The sequence below is a fragment of the Amycolatopsis sp. NPDC051373 genome (assembly GCF_040689465.1).
GTDB lineage: Bacteria > Actinomycetota > Actinomycetes > Mycobacteriales > Pseudonocardiaceae > Amycolatopsis.
Genome location: NZ_JBFBAE010000010.1, coordinates 34,030 through 51,534, shown reverse-complemented (window position 1 = coordinate 51,534; position 17,505 = coordinate 34,030). Strand labels below are relative to the sequence as shown.

Below are 17,505 nucleotides of genomic sequence, written 5' to 3'. Positions count from 1 at the left end.
TCAGCCTCCTGTGATCGCGGCGACGATGGCAGCGCCACCCCAGGAGATGACCGCGGTGACCCCGGTCATCGTCCAGCGCCACTGCTCGAGCGAACGGATACGTGCCTCGTGGTCGGTGTCGCGTTTCTCCACCACTTCGAGCTTGTCGACCAACTTCGAGGTGAGGCCCTTCGTGGCCAGCACCTGGTCGTAGATCTCGCGGTTGCTGACCGTGACGCCGGAGCGGCGATCGTCATCGGTGGGCACGGCCCACCTCCTTCTGTTCATTGTGGACTGTCACGGGATCGGGATCCCGTTGTCGAGGTTGTATTGGGCCATCGAGACGCCGACCGCTTCGTCGTGCCCGTAATAGAAGCTCTGCGCTCCCCCGGTGTTCGTGACCAGCAGGAGAGCCTTTACCTCGTTGGCCATCGCTGTCTCGGGCAGCAGGATTGTCGCGGCGCAGAACTGTCCGCCGGTCAGCCCGGTCACCAGCGGGGAGAAGATCGTGCCGTCGGGGTGGTTGACTTGCCACCGGAAGTTGTACGTGGTCGTCGAGGATGGACGAACGAAAGCCTTCAGCCGAAGCGCGGGGTTGTAGCAGAAAGTCCAGCCTTGACCGATCACGGTTTCGGTGTTGTTCGCGATGGCGGCGGCACCGAAACCGTCGGACGCCGGGCCGGTGGCGAAGCTCATTGAGGGGTGCGACAGGCCATAGCCTGCGAGTTCGTCGTGTGCCCACATGACGGTGCCGTTGAGGTCGAGCATCCGCGCGGCTTTGCCGTTGTAGACGGTGGAGTAGAACGTTTCGAGCACGACGCCGCCGGCACCGTTGCCGATGACGACCTGTGCGTTGCCGTCCGGGTCGTTCGGGTCCGGGACGATCTGGAAGTCGGGAAACCCTGCGCCGTGCGACACGACGAACGGATATTTGGTCTGCCGGCCGAGCGCCGCGATTTGTTCTTCCAGCTCGCGCAGCTTGTTCACGATGAAGTCGGGCGAGTTCGGCCGCTCGGGCGGGTGGTTCGCAACCATCAGGCCCCCTATCCGGTGCGCACGGCTTGCAGCTGGTGGTCTACGCGGTCGCGCGGTGTGCTGCTGTTCTTCGAGATCCCGATGACGCGCCACCGGTAGTCGCCGTCAGGCAGCCAGTGGTGATCGGTCACCGAGTAGGTGACGAAATGCCCGGGGCTGTAGGTGTCCAGCCGCGGGTCCGCGTCGGCCAGCACGGTGGCTTGCCACTGCTCGGTCTGACCCGCGGAGAGCGCCACGTCTGCGGCCGCCCAGCTGTCGAGAGTGGACTGGACGGAGGCGTCGGTGTGGCCGCTGTCGATCAAATCCGTGAGCGGCCAGCCCGCGGCGATCAGCGCGTCGGCCGTCGCCGTGCCGTAGAGCTGGCCGGCCTCGTTCCCGGTGCCCTTGACGAACGCCCGCACGGCGCCCGGCTTGACGCCACCGGCGATGTCCAGGCTCGTGAGCGTGCGGCGGTAGAAGAACTTCAGGTCCACGCCCGGCTGTGTCAGGTACGGATCACCGACCAGCATGCGGTGCCGGATGAAGCGCTGGCCGCCGATCGTCGTGAGGTAGGGCTGGAACAGCACGTCCGGCCCGTCCTCGACCTGTGTGAGCTCGCGCAGCCGCTGCCCGCCGGGTGCAATGTCGAACCCATGGTAGTTCCGCACGTCGTCGCCACCAGCCGCGATCGTCGGCAGGTCGATCGGCAGGTTCGACCCGGGGATGAACGACATGTTGATCTGGTGGTTCACGATCTCGCGGGCGATATAGGGCAGCGTGCCCTGAAGGTTCACGTCCGCAGCAGGGTCGGTCAGCCGCTGGCCGGCCGAAGGGTTGAACGCCGCGTTGTGCAACGCGCGTCGGTCGAGAATGTCCCAGATCCCTTTGCCCGACACCGTGAACACGGTGCTGGCCGGGTCCGGCTTGTACGGCGTGATGGGCCCGGCCTGGCACACGTAGTCGTCGCCGAGCAGCACCGCCACCGAGAACTTGTCCGGCACGGCCCATTCCCGCACCTTCACCGTGCGCGGGCCCCCGTCGATCGGGACGGAGATCTTCCAGCCTCCCGCGTCGTTGACGACGCTCGACCACTCCGGCTCGTCGGCAAGCTCAAGGTCGTAGAGCACGCGGCCGGTCACGGTGTCGTACGCCATTGCCGCGTACGCGCGCTCGGCGCCCATCGACTACTCCTCCGGAATCACGTTGTAGGCAGCGAGAAAGTCCGCCTCGGTCTCGAACCAGTCGAACCCCGGCCCTTGGACCAACTCGACGATCACGTTGCCGACCGCGTAGGTCACCTGCGCGCCGCCGAACGCCGCGATGAACACGTTGCCGTCCTGGACGTACGCGCCCGGGAGGAATTGCGCGAAGTCGCCGAGGTTCGACCCGTCCCACGTGGCGTAGCGGAGCTTGCGGTAGGCGTTGCCGGTCATCAGGCCCTCCAGATTTCGAACTCCGCCGGCTTCTGCGTGGTGGGGTTGAGCGTGAACGCGGCCGCGTTGTTGTAGATCGCGGGCCGGATCACCGTCCCCGCGGCCAGCCACCGCGTGGCGGCCACGGACGAGTCGGTGGTGTTCGTCGAGAAGGTCGGGGCCGCCACGTAGGCCGTGCCCGCGCCCGGCGCGGCCGCGCCGACGATGCAGCACGAGTAGTTCGCACCGTTGATGAATCCGGTGCTGACACCGCAGTACATCGAGTACTTCCCGGCCGTCACGACGGTAGCCTGGTTGCTGCCGTTCCACGTGATCCCCGCCGCCGGACGGTACGCGGAGCCCACATTGAGGAACGAGAGGCCGCCGGCGGCAATGTTCTGCGTGGCGCTCGCGCGGGCGGCCAAGCCGATTTCCGGTCGCCCCAGCTCGTTCCAGTTGGTTCCATCCCAGTAGTCCAGGCCGTTGAACCAGCGCAGGTCGCCCGGCATGAACGACGGGTCCGACAGCGAGTCGCCCGGCAGCAGCACCCGCACCGCGCCGATCGGGGCGGTCCCGCGCCGGAGATCCGACAGCGTCACCACGCCGCCGGTCGAGACCTGCGCGCGCGCGAGCGGGATACCGACGCCCCCGCCGGACGCGGCGGCCGGCCACGTGGTGATCAGGCCGAGGCCATCCCAGGTGACCGGGTCGACCGGAGTCGCGCCCGGCGAGCCGGTGATGATCTCCAACCGCGCGGGAATGGCACCGCTCGCCGGGATGGTGTCACCCAGCGCCGTGTCGTAGGCGCGCAGCACCACGATGTCGTTGCGCGGGTTGGTGGCCGGCGGGCCGTCGCACGTGACGGTGCGCGCCGCCGGCAGCGCCCACGTCGGATACGCGCCCTGCCCGGACCGGCCGATGATCGCGCTACCCGGCTGCACGAGCAGCGTGCGGCCCGACTGTACGGTCACGCGCAAGTCGTAAGCCTGCGTGCCGTCCGAGGCCGTCGAGAGCACCCCGGAGCGCACCGCCGACAACGGCGCGTTGGTGGAGCCGCCGAGAAACAGCGACTGCATCAGCGCGCGCCCCTGCCGGGCGGTGTTGGCACGCGTGCCGTTGGGCATCGCCGACCAGAAACCGTCAGCGTCTGCGTTGGTGGGCATCACGTCCCCCTTTCAGTTGCTGGCGTCGCGCCAGGTGGCAACGGCGGTCCCCGCGCCGATGCCGGTGAACTGGATCGCCCGCGAAGCGCCGGGCGGGATCTCGATGAACTTCGCTGCGCCGAGCGCGCCCGTGCGGTCGATGCCGTCGAGCGTCACCGGCGACGGGTTGAACGGGTCGCAGTCGATGCGCAGCGTCTGCCCAGCGACGAGCGAACCCGTGTAGGACAGGACCCCGCCGGTGAGCGGGTCGGTGAAGGTGGGGTTCTGCAACCCCGACGGCGTGGTGATCGTCAGCAGGGGATACGCGGTCGCGGAACCGTCGTTGGCCAGCGCCAGCACACTGTTCGCGGAACTCGCACCCCAGTCCAGGCCACCGTTGGCCCAGTCCAGGCCGATGCCGGTAGCCGGGGCCAGCGCCACCACCGCGCCCGCGGAGATCGCCGACGAGCCACCGGTGATCGCGAACGCCCCGGCCGGCACATTGGCCGGCGTGGACTGGATCGCGTAGTCCCACACGTGCGCCGCGCCATCCCCAGTCGATACCGGGAAGTCGCCGATCTCCGCGGCGCCCGCGACCGTGGCCGCACCAGTCCAAACGGCTTGCTGCCACCCGAGATACAGCACGGTTGCTGCCTGGGCCAGATTCAGCGCCGGATACGCCACCGTGGCCGCCGCCGCATTCGGCTGCGCCGCCGCACCCAGCACCGTGAGCGACACCCCGCGAAACGCCACGATCTGCGCGAAGTTCGTCGCACCCGCGACACCGCCGGTGTAGGTCACCGTCGGCGCGGCCTCGGCACCGTCGTAGACCTTCCCGAACAGCCGCATATTGCCGCCGTCGACCAACGTCGTGTACCCGGCCGGTGCGTCCGGCGTCCCCGCGCCGGCGTTGCGGATCGCCGCGAAGATCAGCAGCACGTCTCCCGCCGCGACACCGGCGGGCATCCCCGGCGTGCGCGGGAAGTTGCTGCCCGTAGATGCCGTTCCCGCGCCCACGAACGCAGGTGGCCCACCGCCGATGCCCCAGTCGAGGCCATCGGCCGCAGCGGTCGACAGTGTGGCCTGCGCTCGACGCTCGCTGGTGGACAGGAACCGCCCATCGGCGGCGTACAGCGGGATCTGCCAGTCGAAGCCGCAGCCGTCCGCCCACACAGCGCAGCGCGGTGTGTCGGCGTCGAGCTCGGCCGTGATCTGCTGCGGATCGATCCCGTCATCGACGACGAGCAACGCCGTACCGCCCTCGGGAAAGATCCTCATCAGTCGTTTCCGCGCGGCCACACGGCCTTCTCGGCTGCCGGCATCGCACCAGCCCTGCAAGACACCGGAGCGGGCCGCCGGGTACGAACGCGAGCGATACGCGCCCGACCCGAACGGCCGCTCCAAGCTGTGCATCTTGCGGGCCACGCCATCGGTGACGAACGAGGCACCGCCGGGCTCGATCACCCAGCGGCACCCGAAATCGTCGTCCACATTGGCCGCCCACGAACTGATCGTGTAGGTCGGCAGGATCACCTGCGTCGGCATCTCAGATCCCCCTCACTGCCCAGCCGACCTCACCCGAGACCGACGCGGCGATCCGCCGCGGATCCGAATCGGCCGGCGGGTAGATGTGAAAGTGCTGCTCGACCGTCGCCCCGTCCGAGCCGCGGCCCGTGCCCCGCCCGAACGCCTGGTTGGTGCGATCGAGGATCGCGTTCGACCGCGCGGAGTTGATGTCCCAGGGGATGAACGACTCCGGAACCCGCTTGTTGTCCCCGATCAGCCGTTCCATACCCGGCTGCACCACCGTGGCGATGTTCGGGATGCGCGGGATCACCCCGCCTGTCGCCATCGGCACCACACCAGCGGGAACGTCGATCCCACCCGCAGCGCGCGGCCCGTAGGAACGGCTCGTCGAGGTTCCCGTGCCGTCCACGGTGTAGGTGTAGACACCGATGTTGATCCGCCGGCGGCTCTGGTCCGCGACGAACGCGCCGATCTGGCTGTTCGCCGGTCCTGTGTTCGCGCCGACCTGGATCCAGCCCTTCGAGCCGTTCGCCACCCGCACCGTGCCGTCGATCACAGACTTGGCGGCGCTGTTGAACGCGTCGATGGTCATCCAGCCGCGAGCGCCGTTCACGTCCTGCACCTGGATTTCCAGCTGCTTGGTCGCCGGGTCACGGCGGGCGTCGTAGGTCATCGTCGCGGTCGTACCATCGACGTTGGCGACCTGCACCTGCAGCTTGTTGTTCGCGGGCAGGGTGTTGCCGTCGATCTTCAGCGTGCCGACGACGCTGCCGACGTAGTCGATGAACAGCGACGACGCCACCTCCGCCGGGCCGGTGTCCGCGCCGACCGAGACCACCGACTTGGCGTCCTTGTTGTTCGCCAGGAAGTCGTTCATGCCCTGCTGGCCGGCGGCGGTGTTGGCGTACACCACGAAGTCGCCGTTGGGCAGCTGCACGATCTTGTAGCCGAGGTCCTGCAGGTTCTTCACCGCGTCCTGGGTCAGGCCGGTGACCTTGAACCCCTTCTCCGCCGGCAGGCCGAGCAGGGTCGTGATCACCTCCTGCACCTGGGCCTTGGCCTGCTCGCCGCCGGACACCTCGAGCACAGTCGTGATCTTGTCCGGGATGGCGGCGTAGTGGTCGAGGATCGTCTGGATCTGCTTGTCGTTGAGGCCCCACGCCCGCAGCTGGTCTTCCAGCTGCTTGCGCATCGGCTTCAGCTTCGCCGTGATCTCGTCCGCGCCCGCGCCGCCGTCCTTGAGCGCCTGCGCGTAGGACGCCATGTCCGTGGCGCCCTGCTCGACGAAGTTCTGCAAGTTCGACCCAGCCTCGCTGGCGGTGTTGATGGCGCCGGCGGTGCTGATGAAGTCCTTAGCGTGTACGGGAAGCTTCAGGTCCTTGAAGCTCTCCGACGCGCTGCGCAGGTGGTCGTTCCACGCCTGCAGCGCGTCCTCCTGCGACACCACGCCACCGGTGATCTGGTCCAGGATCGTCACGATCGCCGCGCCCTTGGCAGACCAGTCGCCGCCCGCGACAGCGAGCGTGTTGAACGCGGTGGTGGCGTTCGCCGCCCGTGCCGAGAACTTGTCGAACCCCTGCGCCGTGTCGTCGGTGGCCTCGGCGAGCTCCTTGTTCTTGGCGACCGCGTCACCGAAGGTGCTGTTGGCGCCGTCGATGATGTCGGCCGTCTCCCGCGCGGCCTTGCCCACCTGATCCTCGGTTGTCACCAGGCCGTGGCCGGTGTCGACGGTGTGCGTGTGCGCCTTCTGCGTTTCCCGCAGCTGCGCCACGACCCGCTTCTGTGCGTCGGTGTCGCCGAGGTAGGCCTTTTGCAGGTCCTCGGTGCCGCCGGTCAGGTTCTTCACGTCGCGCAGCAGGTTGCGCTTGCCGTCGCCGACCTCGAAGTCCTGCAGCGTGGCCGCCGCCGACGCGCGCACGTTCGAGTCGATCACGCCGTTCGACTCGGCCAGCGCCTGCGCCAGGTCGTTGACCCGGTCCTTGTGCGCCTGCGCCGCCGCCGCGGCCTGCTGCTGATGCTGCCCGAGCAGGTCCAAGCCGATCCCGAGCGCAGCGACCGCGAGGCCGGCCGGAGTGAACGCGCCCTCGATCAGGCCGCCCACAGCCGTGGTCAGCTTGTCGGTCGGCCCCTTGGCAGCCTTGATCTTCGCGCCGAGCCCCTCGAAGTTCTTGCCCGCGTCCACACCGAACTTCGAGAGGATCAGGTTCGACGCGGTCAGCGCACCACCGAGCTGCGTCACATCCGCCGGCAGCAGCGACACCGCGGACGCCAGCAGGCGGATCACGGTCAGCGCACCAGTGCCGGTGTTGGTGAAGCCCTGGAGGAACCCGAGCGCACCCGACCCCTGGGAGGTGAGCGATACCGCGGAGGCGGTCACATCGTCCACGGCCACGTGCAGCGACGCCAGCGGCCCCGTCGACGCGTTCGCGAGGTTCGCCAGCAACGTCCCGAACCGGGACTCCAACAGCTGCACCGTGCCACCGAGCTGCGAGAGGGCACGGTCGGTCGCGCCGGCGCCCTGCGACGCGTTCGCAGCGAACTCACCCAACCCGTCGCCGGTCTGCCCCAGCAGCGACCGGAAGCCGCTGAACACCGGGCCCGCATTGTGGACCGCGACCAGCAGACCGGGCATCGCGCCCTCGGCCAGGTCGGTCACGCCGCCCACGAGATCGTCGATGTAGCCACCCGACGCCTGCACGGCGGCCGCCACCTGAGGCTCCAGCCGCCCCCACGCCACGCCGACCTTGTCGACCGCGTCAACAAGCTGACCCTGCAGCGGAGCGGACATATCCTTCACGTCCGACTGGACCCGCGCCGACAGCGCCGACACCCGGCTCTGCACCTCGTCCGACGACGCAGCCGCGGACACACCCAGCGCGAGGAACCCCGCCGAGATCACGGCGAGCGACACGGCCACACCGGCTGCGCCGACCGCCGCGGCGGCGGGCAGCCCGACCGAGAGACCGGTGAACTTCAGCGCGTCAAACTGTGCGTTGGCGCGCTTCGCCATCCGAGAGATCTCGTCCTCGGCCGGCTTCGTCTTCGCCTGTACTTCGAGCTGCACCGTGCGACGGCGGGCCGCCAACGCAGCGAGCTCGGCTTCCGCCTTGCGGATATCCGCATCCACCTCAACCGAGGTGCCACGCTTTTGGTTCAGCTCTTCCAGCTTCGTGCGGAGCTTCGCGATATTCGCGTCGAGATCGATGACGGCAGAACGCCGCTTGGCGACGAACTCGTCGGCCTTCGCCTGGGCCAGTTTGTCGTCCAAGTCGGCGGAAATCTGGACCGGCTTGCCCGACGAAATCTTGCGCTTGACGATCTCGGCGTTCTTCGGGTCGTTGAGCGCGGTGTCGAGATTGACCGGCTTCTCGCCCTCGATGCGGGCGCGGATCTTCTTCTCGTCGCCGGTGGTGTTGTCGCGAAGGTTGACCTCGACGTACGCGCTGGCCAGCTTGAAATCTCCACCAGGTGCGGTCATCGCATCCCCCTCACCCCATGTCGAAGATCCCGACCGCTTGCCCGGCAGCGGGAAGCGGGCCGTACAGGCTTGATTGGTTGAGCGCCGCGAGCTCGGCGCGGCTGTGTGCCGTCACCGACGGGGCCTGCCGCGGTGCGGGCGCTGTACGGGCCGTAGGCGGCTGCTCGGCGTCACAGCGGAGCGCGTGCCGTACCGCCCCGTCATAGACCGGCAGGCGCACCATGCGGGGCAGGAACACCGCGGCCGGCAGCTGGTCGAGCTCGTCGACCCGGTGGAACACCGACATGTCCGACAGCACGTCCTCGAGGTGCTGGAAGAACCAGCCGACCGCCGATAATCGTGCGTGCCAGTCGTCGGTCACGCTTTTGGGGCCAGCACACCCTCGGGCAGGACCCGGTCCATCAGCGCCTTGAAGATGTTCTGCCACGCGCGCGGTGTGACGGTCTCGCACTCCTGCAGCGCCAGCCACGCCTCGGGCGTCAGCAGCTTCTCGGCGGCGTAGGCAAGGGCCGCCTGTTCGCCCCGCTCGGTGGCGATCGTGAAGGCCTTCACCGTCCATGACGGCGGCACCCGCTTCGGGATCGTGTACGTGGTGCCGCCGATGGTGAACAGCGGCTCACGGTCGGCCAGCAGCTTGTCCGTCTCGGCGCGAGCGTCGGCGTCGTCGAGCACGAGCCCGAGATCAGCCGGCGCCGTCGCTGCCGGACGCTTGCGCGGAGTGGTCTTGCGGGTGGTCGTCTTGCGGGGCGCGGATGCGGCCATGAGGTTCTCCTGACAGAACACTGGAAAGGGGGCAGCCCCGCGGCACGGAGGTCAGGCTCACGTACCGCGGGGCTGCGTTTGGAGGATGGATCAGGCAGCGACTTCGTCGATGACCCGAATGGGCGACTTCGTCTCGGCGACGAAGAACCCCTGGAACGTCGAGGCGAGGACCTGCTGGTCCGCCTTCGCCCACTGGAGCGCGGTGTCGCCGGTCGGCAGCGTCTTGCGCAGGATCGCGCGGCGCTTGAGCGAGCGGGAGCCGTCCACCGTGTCCGGGCCGAGGCCGTCGACAAGCAGCGTCCGGTACGGCGAACGGTTCGCGGTCTGGCCGGCGTCGAGGTCGTAGACCTTGTAGTTCGCGCCGGTCGGGCCGTCGGTCATGTTCCAGGCGTACTTGAGGTTCGGCCCGGTCATCTCCGCGAAGTTCAGCGTGCACGTGATGTCGCGGTCGGTGAGCCGGCCGCCGAGCTTGTCCGGCAGCTGGTCGCCGGTGAGCATCGTCCACGTCGGCGAGACGGTGACGCTGGAACCGCCGAGCGTGATGCCGGTGTCGTACCAGGCCGAAGCGGCCGGGGTGAGGTTTACGTCCGTCAGCGCGGGCTCGTAGGCCAGCGTCGGGTCGAAGGGCAGTTTGCAGATGTAGAGCCGGGCAGGCCCCATGACGAGGTTTTCCGGCTGAAGGCCAGCAGTATCGGCCATGATCACTCCAGAGAGGACTGTGGGCCGTGCGGCCCGAACGGTTGGTTGGTCAGTCCCCTCACGGGGTGCTCTTGGCGACCGGGACCCAGTTCAGGACCAGGTCCGCGGCGTAGACGGCGTAGTCGCCGAAGTCGCCGTACGCCCGCCTCGGCTTGCCGAGGACGTAGGCCGTCTTCACGACGGCGTTTTCACTGCACCCCGGCAGCTCGAGGAACCACGGCGTGAGCCGGTAGGTCCCTGCCTGTACCGAGGTGACGAGGTTGCGCGCCTTGTTCCAGGGCGGGTCGGGGGTGCCCGGCGTCATCGCCCAGCCGCGCACGTCCATCACCGGCGCCTCCAGCCGGTACTCCGGCACGGTGCTGCCGCCGGCCACCGCGACGGCGAGGAAACCCGTTGCGGCCCAGGTGCTCGCGTCGCGCGGCAGGACTTCACCGACCATCCCGGTCGTGAAACCGTCGAGCTGCGCGAGCCAGGCGCACGTGACTGCCTCGTCGGAGGCGTAGATGAACGGCGCCATCACGCACCCCGCTTGCGGTAGAGCGCTGGGCGCAGGTACGGCTGCGGTGGCACCACGTCGCCGGTGAACACCGTCTCGCCGTCCGGCCCCGCGAAGCCGACGCGGTGACCCTCTTCGACGTACAGTGCGTAGTTCAGGTCCGAACCGATCCGCGCGGTGTCGCCGTTGATCTCGCTCGACAGCGACTCGCGCAGGTGCCCGGTGTCGACCGGCACCAGGCGCTTCGCGTCGTCGAGGACTTCCCCGACGAGCCGGCCGAACAGGGCTTGCACGTCGGCGTTGATCTGGGCGCGCCAGTCGGGTGCTTCGCGGTAGTCAGCCATCGTCGGCCCCCACCCGCTTGAGCTCGAGGACGGTGTCCGGCGCGCGGCCCGCGGTGCGTGGCCGGGTGACGTTCTGCACCGTGTACAGGACGCCGTTCCAGTCGTCGCGGATCCGATCACCGGTGAGCACGTCCGTGGTGGACGGCACGGTGCCGGTGACGACGCGCACCACCCGTGGTGTCTGCGTCGCCTGGTCGAACACGCGCGAGTTGCGTTCGTCGACCGCGAGCGGCACGCCCGAGGCCGCGGGGGTGGTGTTGTTGGGCACGGGGTCGCCGTACTCGTCAGGCACGGTGCCGCGGAAGATCGACGCCCGGCACGTCGCGAGCGCCCACATCAGAGCCGCCGCCAGTAGCCGGGATCGGCGCCGTCGTCGCCGTACACCTCGCGTTGCGGGTCTCCCGCCTCGTTGGGTGGGCGGACGTGGAACGAGCCCGAGCCGAGCCATGAGACCCGCCGCAGCGCCTGCACCGCATGCGGGGCCAGAACCAGCCACGTCTCGGTGCCCTGCGTCGACTGGCTCCCACCCGTCGAGGTCACGTCGAGCCGCTCGAACTCGTCCGGCTGGCCGGCCTGCCACGCCGCCTGATAGGCCACGGCCAGCTTCAGCCAGTACTGATCGCGCGCGCCGATCCGCTCGGCGTCCGCGAAGATCCGGCCGGCGTGCGCGTCGATCGTGGCCTGTGCGCGCAGCACGGCGGCGTCGTCCACGGTGGCCTTGGCGTAGGTGAGCACGTCGGCCACGGTGGCCCAGGTGTCCGGCATGGTTGCCTCCCTCCCAGGAAGGGGCCGCGCAGCACTACGCCACGCGGCCCCATCACGCTGTGCGTCAGCCGATCACCAGCATCGAGAACGCGCCGGGCGCACCCACCGCGAAACCCTTGCGGGCGCGGAAGTACAGCACGTTCTCGTCGGTGTCGACGCCGATGCCGGTCTGGCTGTCCTGGAAGTTGACCGCGAGCGCGTCACGGTCGCCGACCTGGAGCAGCTGCCGGTTGCCGACGACCACGAACGGCTTGCCCGTCGGGGCGGCCGAGCCGGTCGCGCTCGTCTTGGCGCCCATGCTGAACTGCATGTCGTAGCCGAACAGCTTCGACGGGGTCGGCGCCTGGCCACCACCGGCGACACCGGCGGTGGACTCCTGGAAGATCGGGTCACCGTCGGCGTTCTTGATGCCGCGCAGCGCCTGCTTGAACGACGGGTGCGCGATCACGACCACTTCGGACTCGTCGAAGTAGTCCGACTGCTCGTGCTGGCCCACCAGGGCCGACAGCGCGTCGTACGTCGCCGCCGTGACACCCGTGGTCAGGTTGGCGTTCGCGGTGTAGCCGGTGGTCGCGTCGGCCTGCGTGAGCACGTAGTAGAGCGAGTCGAACAGCCAGCCACTCGTCGCCTTCGCCGCGGTGATGCCGAGGCACACGTTGTCGAACAGCTTCGCGTAGCTGGTGCCCGCGTCCACGCTCTTGGCGTCGACGATGTTGGCCAGCGAGTCGGCCCGGTCCTCCTCGGCGATGGTGACCTTGCCACCGATCTTGTCCGAGGCCAGCAGCACCGAGTCGTTCGCGCTGGAGTCGGCCGGCGCGCTGGTGGACCTGGCCCAGCGGCCGAGCACCACGCCACCAGAACGCGGCGTGTACTTGGTGTTCGAGCCCATCGGCACGTGGTGGCCGAAGCGCTCCACGGCCGAGGTCTGCTGGACCTTCTGGATGACATCGGGGTTGGTCTCGATCGGGATCCAGCCCGCCCCGGTGAAAGCGACAGCCATGATGGCTCTCCGTTTCTGTTGGGATTACAGGGAAAGTCACCGCTTCCCCGTCACGGGTGCGGTTGGACGCCCTCACGGGCTACTCGTGGAACGTGGGCGGTGTTGCTCAGCCGCCGTAGCGGGCGGCGATGAGCTCGCCCGCGGTCTTCGGGGCCTCGACGGTCTTGCCGCCAGGGGTGAGCTTCCCGGGCTTCGGCTTCTCGCCGTCGCCCTCGGCCTTGAAGAACTCGGGGTACTCGGCCTTGACGCGCTTCACCTCGGCGTCGAGGCCGGTGATCCCGCCCTTGTCGTCGATGTCCAGCTTGGACACGTCGAGCAGCCCGGCCAAGGCGGCCACGCGGTCCGTCTTGGCGTCGGCCTCCAGCAGCGCCGACTTCGCCGACGCCTTGATCGCTGTCGGCTTGTAGAGCGCCGTCGCGGCCTCCAGCGCCTCGCGCTTCGCCTTCTCGGCGTCGGTCTCGTTCTTCTGCTCGAGCTCCTTGAGCTTCACGCGACGCCCAGCGGACTCGGCGTTCACGCGGGACAGCTCGGCCTGGTGGGCTTCCCACTCGGCCTTCGTCGGCGGCTTCCACTCGGCCGGCGCCGGAGCGGGCGCGGGGGTCGGCGCCGGGGCAGGGGTGGGGGTGGGGGTGGGGGTGGGGGTGGGGTCGTCGGCCATCTCGGCTTCCTCCTCGGGTTCAGCCCGTCACGGGCTACTTGCGGCCGGTGGGTACCGACCGGGTGGAGAACGTGCCCTTCTTCAAGGCACGCTCGGCCCGCTTCTTCACCGAGGCCGGCACCTGCCAGCCAGACGGAGAGCGGGAGTTCTTGCCGGCGCCGATGCGCGCCAGCAGCCGGTCCGCGGCCTGCACTCGGATCCGTTCGGACTCCGAGGGCAGCGCGTAGCCGTTCAAGATGGATCGCTCAGCCTCGCGGCGGAGCGCCGCCGGCAGGTCGAACGCGGCAGAGTCGCGCGCGGCCGCGGCCGCTCGGCGAGCAGCGTCGGCGGCCACGGTGTCGCCCTTCGCGTCGGCTTCCTTGATCGCCTCGGCCCAGTCGTGCGTCACCGCCCGTGCGGCGGCCTCGTCGTGCCCGAGCCACGGTGACACCCGGCACCGGCAGTACGGATGCCGCGGCGGGCGCTCCAGCTCGATCTCGACCAGCTCGCCCGCGGCGTTGTAGTCCTTCGGCGGATACGCCTTCGCGCCGAACGTCAGCCGCCAGTCGAACGCGTCGCCCGGCTCGATCACGTGGCCCGAGAGCGCTAGGCACATCACGCACGCGTCCCGCTCGGCGATCCATACCAACCGCCCACCGACATGGTCGGCGGCAGCGGCCAGACCCTCGTTCAGCTCGTCGTTGGTGACCGTGCGCGCGGTGCGCTCGACGATGTTCCCGGCCTGGTCCGCAACGGCCAGCTGCCGGTTGATCGTCTTGAAGCTCCCGCGCTCCAGCCCCTCGACCAGATCGGCCGCCTCGGCGATCTTCGCCCGCGCGGTCCCGACCGCCTCGTCGATGTGCCGCCGTGTCTCCTCGCGCACGTCACTGCCGAGATCGATCCGCGGCGCGCCAGCCTCGATCAGCCCCTGATCCGCGCCGAGCACGCGCGCCCGCTGCGCGAAGTCGAGCAACACGGCGACCGGGTCGATCCCCACCGCACGGATACGGGCCGCCAGCTCGGCCGTGTAGGCGTCGAACTGCTCACCGGACCGCAGACCCGCGGGCTTGCCGAACCGCTTGGACCAGGCCACGTGAGCCCACGACAGCGCCGCCTTCAGCGCGTCCCGCACCGGACCGGCAGCCGCGGTCGCTGCCGCCTCCTCGAGCGAGATTGCCTCGCCGTCGTGCGCGAGGATCACCGCGGGCACCGCCGAGCTAGCCGGCGCCGTCATCGCCCGGCCCCGTCACATCGCCGATCAGCTTCGTGATGACCTGCTGTACCGCGGCCTGGTCCATCAGCCCAGCGGCGACCGCCGACGCGAAGTCACCGACCGCGCTGCCCAACTGGGCCAGCAGCTCGATCCGCTGCGGCAGGCCGCCGTCACCGTCGTCGAGCCACTGCGTCACGTCCTCGGGCTTGTAGCCGACCTCCGTGAGCGACTTCCCGACCGGGACGCCGATCTCCTGCTTCTGCTTGGCGTGGGTGAGCTTCGTGGTCTCGTCGGTGCTCTCGATCGGTGCCCACGCGATCGACACTGGCGCGTCGTCCTCGCCGAGCAGCTTGAACACGAACCGGTAGAAGTCGCGCCACGTCGCGTCGAACGAGGTCTTGCGGTACTCGCTCTTGGCGTCGAGCGGCTCGTTCGCCGTCTTCAGCGACTCCCCCGACGGGATCTGCCCGGTCCGGTCGAACGCGTGCAGCGGCGTCGAGGTGGCCACCGAGCCCTCGCGCAGATATGCCGCACGTGGGTCGAGGAACACCGCCGGGTTGCTCGGGTCGAGCTGCTTGATGTCCTTGTAGCCCTCCAGGTCCCACACGGAACCGGGCTCACTCGACAGCTTCGACTTGCGGTCGCCGATCGTGTTGTCGGTGCGCGCGCCGTCCGGCGAGGCCAGGAAGTCATCCTCGTCGAGGTCGTCGATAGACGAGGGACCGACCTTGCCCGCGTCGCGCAACCCGACGCGCTGCGGCAGTGAATGGAAGTCCACACCGGACATGTGCACGATCTCGAGCTTCAACAGCTTGTTCTGCGTGCCGTAGAAGCTTTTGTGCTCCGGGGTGCCGTACTCGCCCGGCAGGCCCGTTCCGTGGAAATGGAACACCGGGAAGCCGTACGGGTTGAGCTCGATCGCGTCGCGGCCCTCGGCGGCGTAGGCCGCGAAGTCGCCGGCCTTGCTCGAGCGCTGGCCGCGGGAGATGAAGTGCTCGATCCGGTCGGCGTAGATCAGGTCCACCCGGACCCGTTTGCCGGCAGGTGTCTTGACGGCCCACTTCTGAATCGCGAGCCGCGGCGTGCCGGGCTGGTCCTCGTCGTAGAGCACCCGCATCGACCGCGCGTCGTGCACGTCGACGCGCACCTGACCGGGCACCGGGTTGCCCTTGTCGTCGAGCACCGGCCACGCCGCAAGGTAGGAGTCGCCGAGCTGCAACGCGCGGCGCATCACCGCGGGACGCTTCTGCGCCATCGCGTTGGCCTCGTCCACGTCGGCGAGCATCTTGGTGCGCTCGTCGTTGTCGCTGCTGATGGCCGTGATCTTCAGCTTGTTCGCGACCGCGTCGATCACGACATCGCCGAGCAGGGTCTGGAAACTCACGCCCGAGTCGCGCAGTAGCCGGCGGATGCGGCGGGAGGTGAACACCTCGTCCACCGGGCCGTCGCTGTACGCCTTCGCCTTGCAGTAGTCGTCGTCGGCGCCGTGCATCGCGGTCAGGGCGTCATCCAAGTCGGTCATCAGGCTGCCCCCTCACGTGCGCTGGCCCGCGGTGGCGGGGTATCGGATTTCAGGAACACCTCGACGCCGGTGCCGATGGCGTCCACGATGTCGTCGTGCGCGGCGAGCGGGAACCCCATCATCTGGGCTTCGGCCTGGTGTAGCCGCTTCTCGTGGAACACGCGGCCGCGCTGGTACTTCGCCAGCAGCGAGCCCGCGCGGACTTCCTTCGGCCGGTCCTGGTGCACCGTGCGCACGGCCACCGGCAGGTCGTGCAGGATCGCCAGCCACGTGTCCCCGCCCTGGTTGGTCTCGACCACCACGCCGGTGATGTCCGGGTAGGTGTTGAGGATCTGGAGCACGTAGGTGCGCAGCTTCTCCCCGGGCGGGATCTTGACCTGTTTCGCGTGGCGGACCACGCACACCCGGTCCGGGCCCGGCATCGTCGCGCCGATCACGGCCAGCCCGGTGTAGTCGCTCTTCGCCTTCGTGGTCACCGCGGGGTCGATGGACAGCAGCTGCCGCACGATCGGCAGATCGTCGCGATAGACGAAGTCGTCGCCCGACCAGAACGGGGTGTCCGCGGCCATCGGGTCGTTGCGGTACTGCGACCGGAACGAGCGGGTGTGGCGATACCGGTTGATCCAGACCATCGAATAGCGCTCCGGCCACACGCTGCGCTCGGTGCCGTCGTCGTCGGTCTGGATGATGTCGTAGTAGCGCGGAACGAACTGCTCGTCCTCGACCCACTCAGGCGCCTGCTCGCCGCGCTGCTTCGCGGCGATGTCGTCGATGATCGCGCCCGGGATCGCGACGGTGCCGGCCATCGTCACCGACGCCCGGTTGTTCATCGGCAGGATGCCGGACGTGAGGGTCTTCAGCCGCGACTCTTTCATCGTCGGCGAGTAGTTGCCCTCGGTGCCCTCGATGTCGTCGAGCACGATGTGATCCGGCCGGCGCGTGCCGACCTTCATACCCAGCACCGACGAGTCGATACCGCGCGCGGCGAACACGAAGCCGCTGTGCGCGACGTACATGCTCTGCGAGTCCGACACCGTGGTACCCGACGGGCGACGGCCCGCCACGACGAGATCCGGGAAGTCCAGGCGCAGCAGCTCGTTGTTCTCCAGCTCGCGCTTGAACGTGCCGAGGTGGTCACTCGCCTGCGTCGCCGAGTTAGCGAACGCGGCAACGAACTTGCGGTGCCCGTGCGCGGCCAGCCACATCGGGATGATCGTGAACCACCACGTCGACTTACCGAGGCCGCGCGGCGCGATGATCGCGTCACGCATATCCCCGGGCTCACCGGCACTGATCGGCCGCACATACCGCTTCGCGAGGTCGCACCACTCCAGATGCGCCTCGGAGAACGAAGTCACGTCGCCGGTCTCGGCGCCGCGCAGGTGGTGCGGCAGGTAGACGAGCGCGAACAGCAGCGGGTCGAGCCGGGTCACGACTCGCCGGCCTTCCGGGTCCGCGATAAGCCGCGGGTCGATATTTGCAAGGTACGTAACGAGGTCGAACATTGCTCACCAC

The 17,505-nt window shown here is 69.0% G+C and carries 19 protein-coding genes; all 19 read right to left on the bottom strand.

Annotation, left to right across the window (positions count from 1 at the left end):
* The 19 genes from AB0383_RS19705 to AB0383_RS19615 all read right to left on the bottom strand — a co-directional run bounded on the left by AB0383_RS19705 (position 1) and on the right by AB0383_RS19615 (position 17,495).
* A complete protein-coding gene (locus AB0383_RS19705; protein ID WP_366188127.1) occupies positions 1 to 246 on the bottom strand; it encodes a hypothetical protein in 246 nt (81 codons plus the stop codon).
* A 30-nt stretch (positions 247 to 276) separates the two neighbouring features.
* Complete coding sequence (locus AB0383_RS19700; RefSeq protein WP_366188126.1) at positions 277 to 966, bottom strand: hypothetical protein; 690 nt, start codon at positions 964 to 966, stop codon at positions 277 to 279.
* A gap of 56 nt (positions 967 to 1,022) precedes the next feature.
* Positions 1,023 to 2,174, bottom strand: coding sequence for a hypothetical protein (locus tag AB0383_RS19695; RefSeq protein WP_366188125.1), 1,152 nt, complete (start codon positions 2,172 to 2,174; stop codon positions 1,023 to 1,025).
* A gap of 3 nt (positions 2,175 to 2,177) precedes the next feature.
* Positions 2,178 to 2,426: a hypothetical protein gene (locus tag AB0383_RS19690; RefSeq protein WP_366188124.1), complete on the bottom strand. Its 249-nt coding sequence runs from the start codon at positions 2,424 to 2,426 to the stop codon at positions 2,178 to 2,180.
* On the bottom strand, positions 2,426 to 3,568 hold the full coding sequence (locus AB0383_RS19685; protein ID WP_366188123.1) for a hypothetical protein: 1,143 nt from the start codon (positions 3,566 to 3,568) through the stop codon (positions 2,426 to 2,428). The genes AB0383_RS19690 and AB0383_RS19685 overlap by 1 nt, the downstream gene beginning before the upstream one ends.
* Before the next feature lie 12 nt (positions 3,569 to 3,580).
* Positions 3,581 to 5,092, bottom strand: coding sequence for a hypothetical protein (locus tag AB0383_RS19680; RefSeq protein WP_366188122.1), 1,512 nt, complete (start codon positions 5,090 to 5,092; stop codon positions 3,581 to 3,583).
* 1 nt (position 5,093) lies between these two features.
* Positions 5,094 to 8,552, bottom strand: coding sequence for a hypothetical protein (locus tag AB0383_RS19675; protein ID WP_366188121.1), 3,459 nt, complete (start codon positions 8,550 to 8,552; stop codon positions 5,094 to 5,096).
* A gap of 10 nt (positions 8,553 to 8,562) precedes the next feature.
* Positions 8,563 to 8,913, bottom strand: coding sequence for a hypothetical protein (locus tag AB0383_RS19670; RefSeq protein WP_366188120.1), 351 nt, complete (start codon positions 8,911 to 8,913; stop codon positions 8,563 to 8,565).
* Positions 8,910 to 9,314 (bottom strand): hypothetical protein, encoded by a 405-nt coding sequence (locus AB0383_RS19665; protein ID WP_366188119.1) that lies wholly within the window; start codon positions 9,312 to 9,314, stop codon positions 8,910 to 8,912. The genes AB0383_RS19670 and AB0383_RS19665 overlap by 4 nt, the downstream gene beginning before the upstream one ends.
* Before the next feature lie 90 nt (positions 9,315 to 9,404).
* Positions 9,405 to 10,013, bottom strand: a complete 609-nt coding sequence (locus AB0383_RS19660; protein WP_366188118.1) for a hypothetical protein — start codon at positions 10,011 to 10,013, stop codon at positions 9,405 to 9,407.
* Between the two features lie 58 nt (positions 10,014 to 10,071).
* Entirely contained in the window at positions 10,072 to 10,530 is a 459-nt protein-coding gene (locus AB0383_RS19655; protein WP_366188117.1) for a hypothetical protein, read from the bottom strand.
* Entirely contained in the window at positions 10,530 to 10,853 is a 324-nt protein-coding gene (locus tag AB0383_RS19650; protein WP_366188116.1) for an HK97 gp10 family phage protein, read from the bottom strand. Before AB0383_RS19650 ends, AB0383_RS19655 begins: the two co-directional genes overlap by 1 nt.
* Positions 10,846 to 11,190 (bottom strand): head-tail adaptor protein, encoded by a 345-nt coding sequence (locus AB0383_RS19645; RefSeq protein WP_366188115.1) that lies wholly within the window; start codon positions 11,188 to 11,190, stop codon positions 10,846 to 10,848. Before AB0383_RS19645 ends, AB0383_RS19650 begins: the two co-directional genes overlap by 8 nt.
* The gene (locus AB0383_RS19640) at positions 11,190 to 11,618 is read right to left on the bottom strand and encodes a hypothetical protein (protein ID WP_366188114.1); all 429 of its coding nucleotides are present in this window, start codon (positions 11,616 to 11,618) and stop codon (positions 11,190 to 11,192) included. Before AB0383_RS19640 ends, AB0383_RS19645 begins: the two co-directional genes overlap by 1 nt.
* 64 nt (positions 11,619 to 11,682) lie before the next feature.
* Positions 11,683 to 12,618 (bottom strand): phage major capsid protein, encoded by a 936-nt coding sequence (locus AB0383_RS19635; RefSeq protein WP_366188113.1) that lies wholly within the window; start codon positions 12,616 to 12,618, stop codon positions 11,683 to 11,685.
* Between the two features lie 106 nt (positions 12,619 to 12,724).
* Positions 12,725 to 13,276, bottom strand: a complete 552-nt coding sequence (locus tag AB0383_RS19630) for a hypothetical protein (protein ID WP_366188112.1) — start codon at positions 13,274 to 13,276, stop codon at positions 12,725 to 12,727.
* Positions 13,277 to 13,310: 34 nt separating this feature from the next.
* The gene (locus tag AB0383_RS19625; protein ID WP_366188111.1) at positions 13,311 to 14,489 is read right to left on the bottom strand and encodes a hypothetical protein; all 1,179 of its coding nucleotides are present in this window, start codon (positions 14,487 to 14,489) and stop codon (positions 13,311 to 13,313) included.
* Positions 14,473 to 15,990 carry a hypothetical protein gene (locus tag AB0383_RS19620; RefSeq protein WP_366188110.1) on the bottom strand — a complete coding sequence of 506 codons (1,518 nt, stop codon included), beginning with the start codon at positions 15,988 to 15,990 and terminating at the stop codon, positions 14,473 to 14,475. Before AB0383_RS19620 ends, AB0383_RS19625 begins: the two co-directional genes overlap by 17 nt.
* The gene (locus tag AB0383_RS19615; protein WP_366188109.1) at positions 15,990 to 17,495 is read right to left on the bottom strand and encodes a hypothetical protein; all 1,506 of its coding nucleotides are present in this window, start codon (positions 17,493 to 17,495) and stop codon (positions 15,990 to 15,992) included. Before AB0383_RS19615 ends, AB0383_RS19620 begins: the two co-directional genes overlap by 1 nt.
* Positions 17,496 to 17,505 lie beyond the last annotated feature (10 nt).

What these genes read in the sequence shown, in the direction of transcription:
- AB0383_RS19650 (WP_366188116.1), bottom strand. Translation starts at nt 10,853, where the DNA reads ATGGCTGACTACCGCGAAGCACCCGACTGGCGCGCCCAGATCAACGCC.
- AB0383_RS19645 (WP_366188115.1), bottom strand. Translation starts at nt 11,190, where the DNA reads ATGTGGGCGCTCGCGACGTGCCGGGCGTCGATCTTCCGCGGCACCGTG.
- AB0383_RS19620 (WP_366188110.1), bottom strand. Translation starts at nt 15,990, where the DNA reads ATGACCGACTTGGATGACGCCCTGACCGCGATGCACGGCGCCGACGAC.
- AB0383_RS19690 (WP_366188124.1), bottom strand. Translation starts at nt 2,426, where the DNA reads ATGACCGGCAACGCCTACCGCAAGCTCCGCTACGCCACGTGGGACGGG.
- AB0383_RS19625 (WP_366188111.1), bottom strand. Translation starts at nt 14,489, where the DNA reads ATGACGGCGCCGGCTAGCTCGGCGGTGCCCGCGGTGATCCTCGCGCAC.
- AB0383_RS19635 (WP_366188113.1), bottom strand. Translation starts at nt 12,618, where the DNA reads ATGGCTGTCGCTTTCACCGGGGCGGGCTGGATCCCGATCGAGACCAAC.
- AB0383_RS19630 (WP_366188112.1), bottom strand. Translation starts at nt 13,276, where the DNA reads ATGGCCGACGACCCCACCCCCACCCCCACCCCCACCCCCACCCCTGCC.
- AB0383_RS19615 (WP_366188109.1), bottom strand. Translation starts at nt 17,495, where the DNA reads ATGTTCGACCTCGTTACGTACCTTGCAAATATCGACCCGCGGCTTATC.
- AB0383_RS19640 (WP_366188114.1), bottom strand. Translation starts at nt 11,618, where the DNA reads ATGCCGGACACCTGGGCCACCGTGGCCGACGTGCTCACCTACGCCAAG.
- AB0383_RS19655 (WP_366188117.1), bottom strand. Translation starts at nt 10,530, where the DNA reads ATGGCGCCGTTCATCTACGCCTCCGACGAGGCAGTCACGTGCGCCTGG.
- AB0383_RS19685 (WP_366188123.1), bottom strand. Translation starts at nt 3,568, where the DNA reads ATGCCCACCAACGCAGACGCTGACGGTTTCTGGTCGGCGATGCCCAAC.
- AB0383_RS19660 (WP_366188118.1), bottom strand. Translation starts at nt 10,013, where the DNA reads ATGGCCGATACTGCTGGCCTTCAGCCGGAAAACCTCGTCATGGGGCCT.
- AB0383_RS19665 (WP_366188119.1), bottom strand. Translation starts at nt 9,314, where the DNA reads ATGGCCGCATCCGCGCCCCGCAAGACGACCACCCGCAAGACCACTCCG.
- AB0383_RS19695 (WP_366188125.1), bottom strand. Translation starts at nt 2,174, where the DNA reads ATGGGCGCCGAGCGCGCGTACGCGGCAATGGCGTACGACACCGTGACC.
- AB0383_RS19680 (WP_366188122.1), bottom strand. Translation starts at nt 5,092, where the DNA reads ATGCCGACGCAGGTGATCCTGCCGACCTACACGATCAGTTCGTGGGCG.
- AB0383_RS19675 (WP_366188121.1), bottom strand. Translation starts at nt 8,552, where the DNA reads ATGACCGCACCTGGTGGAGATTTCAAGCTGGCCAGCGCGTACGTCGAG.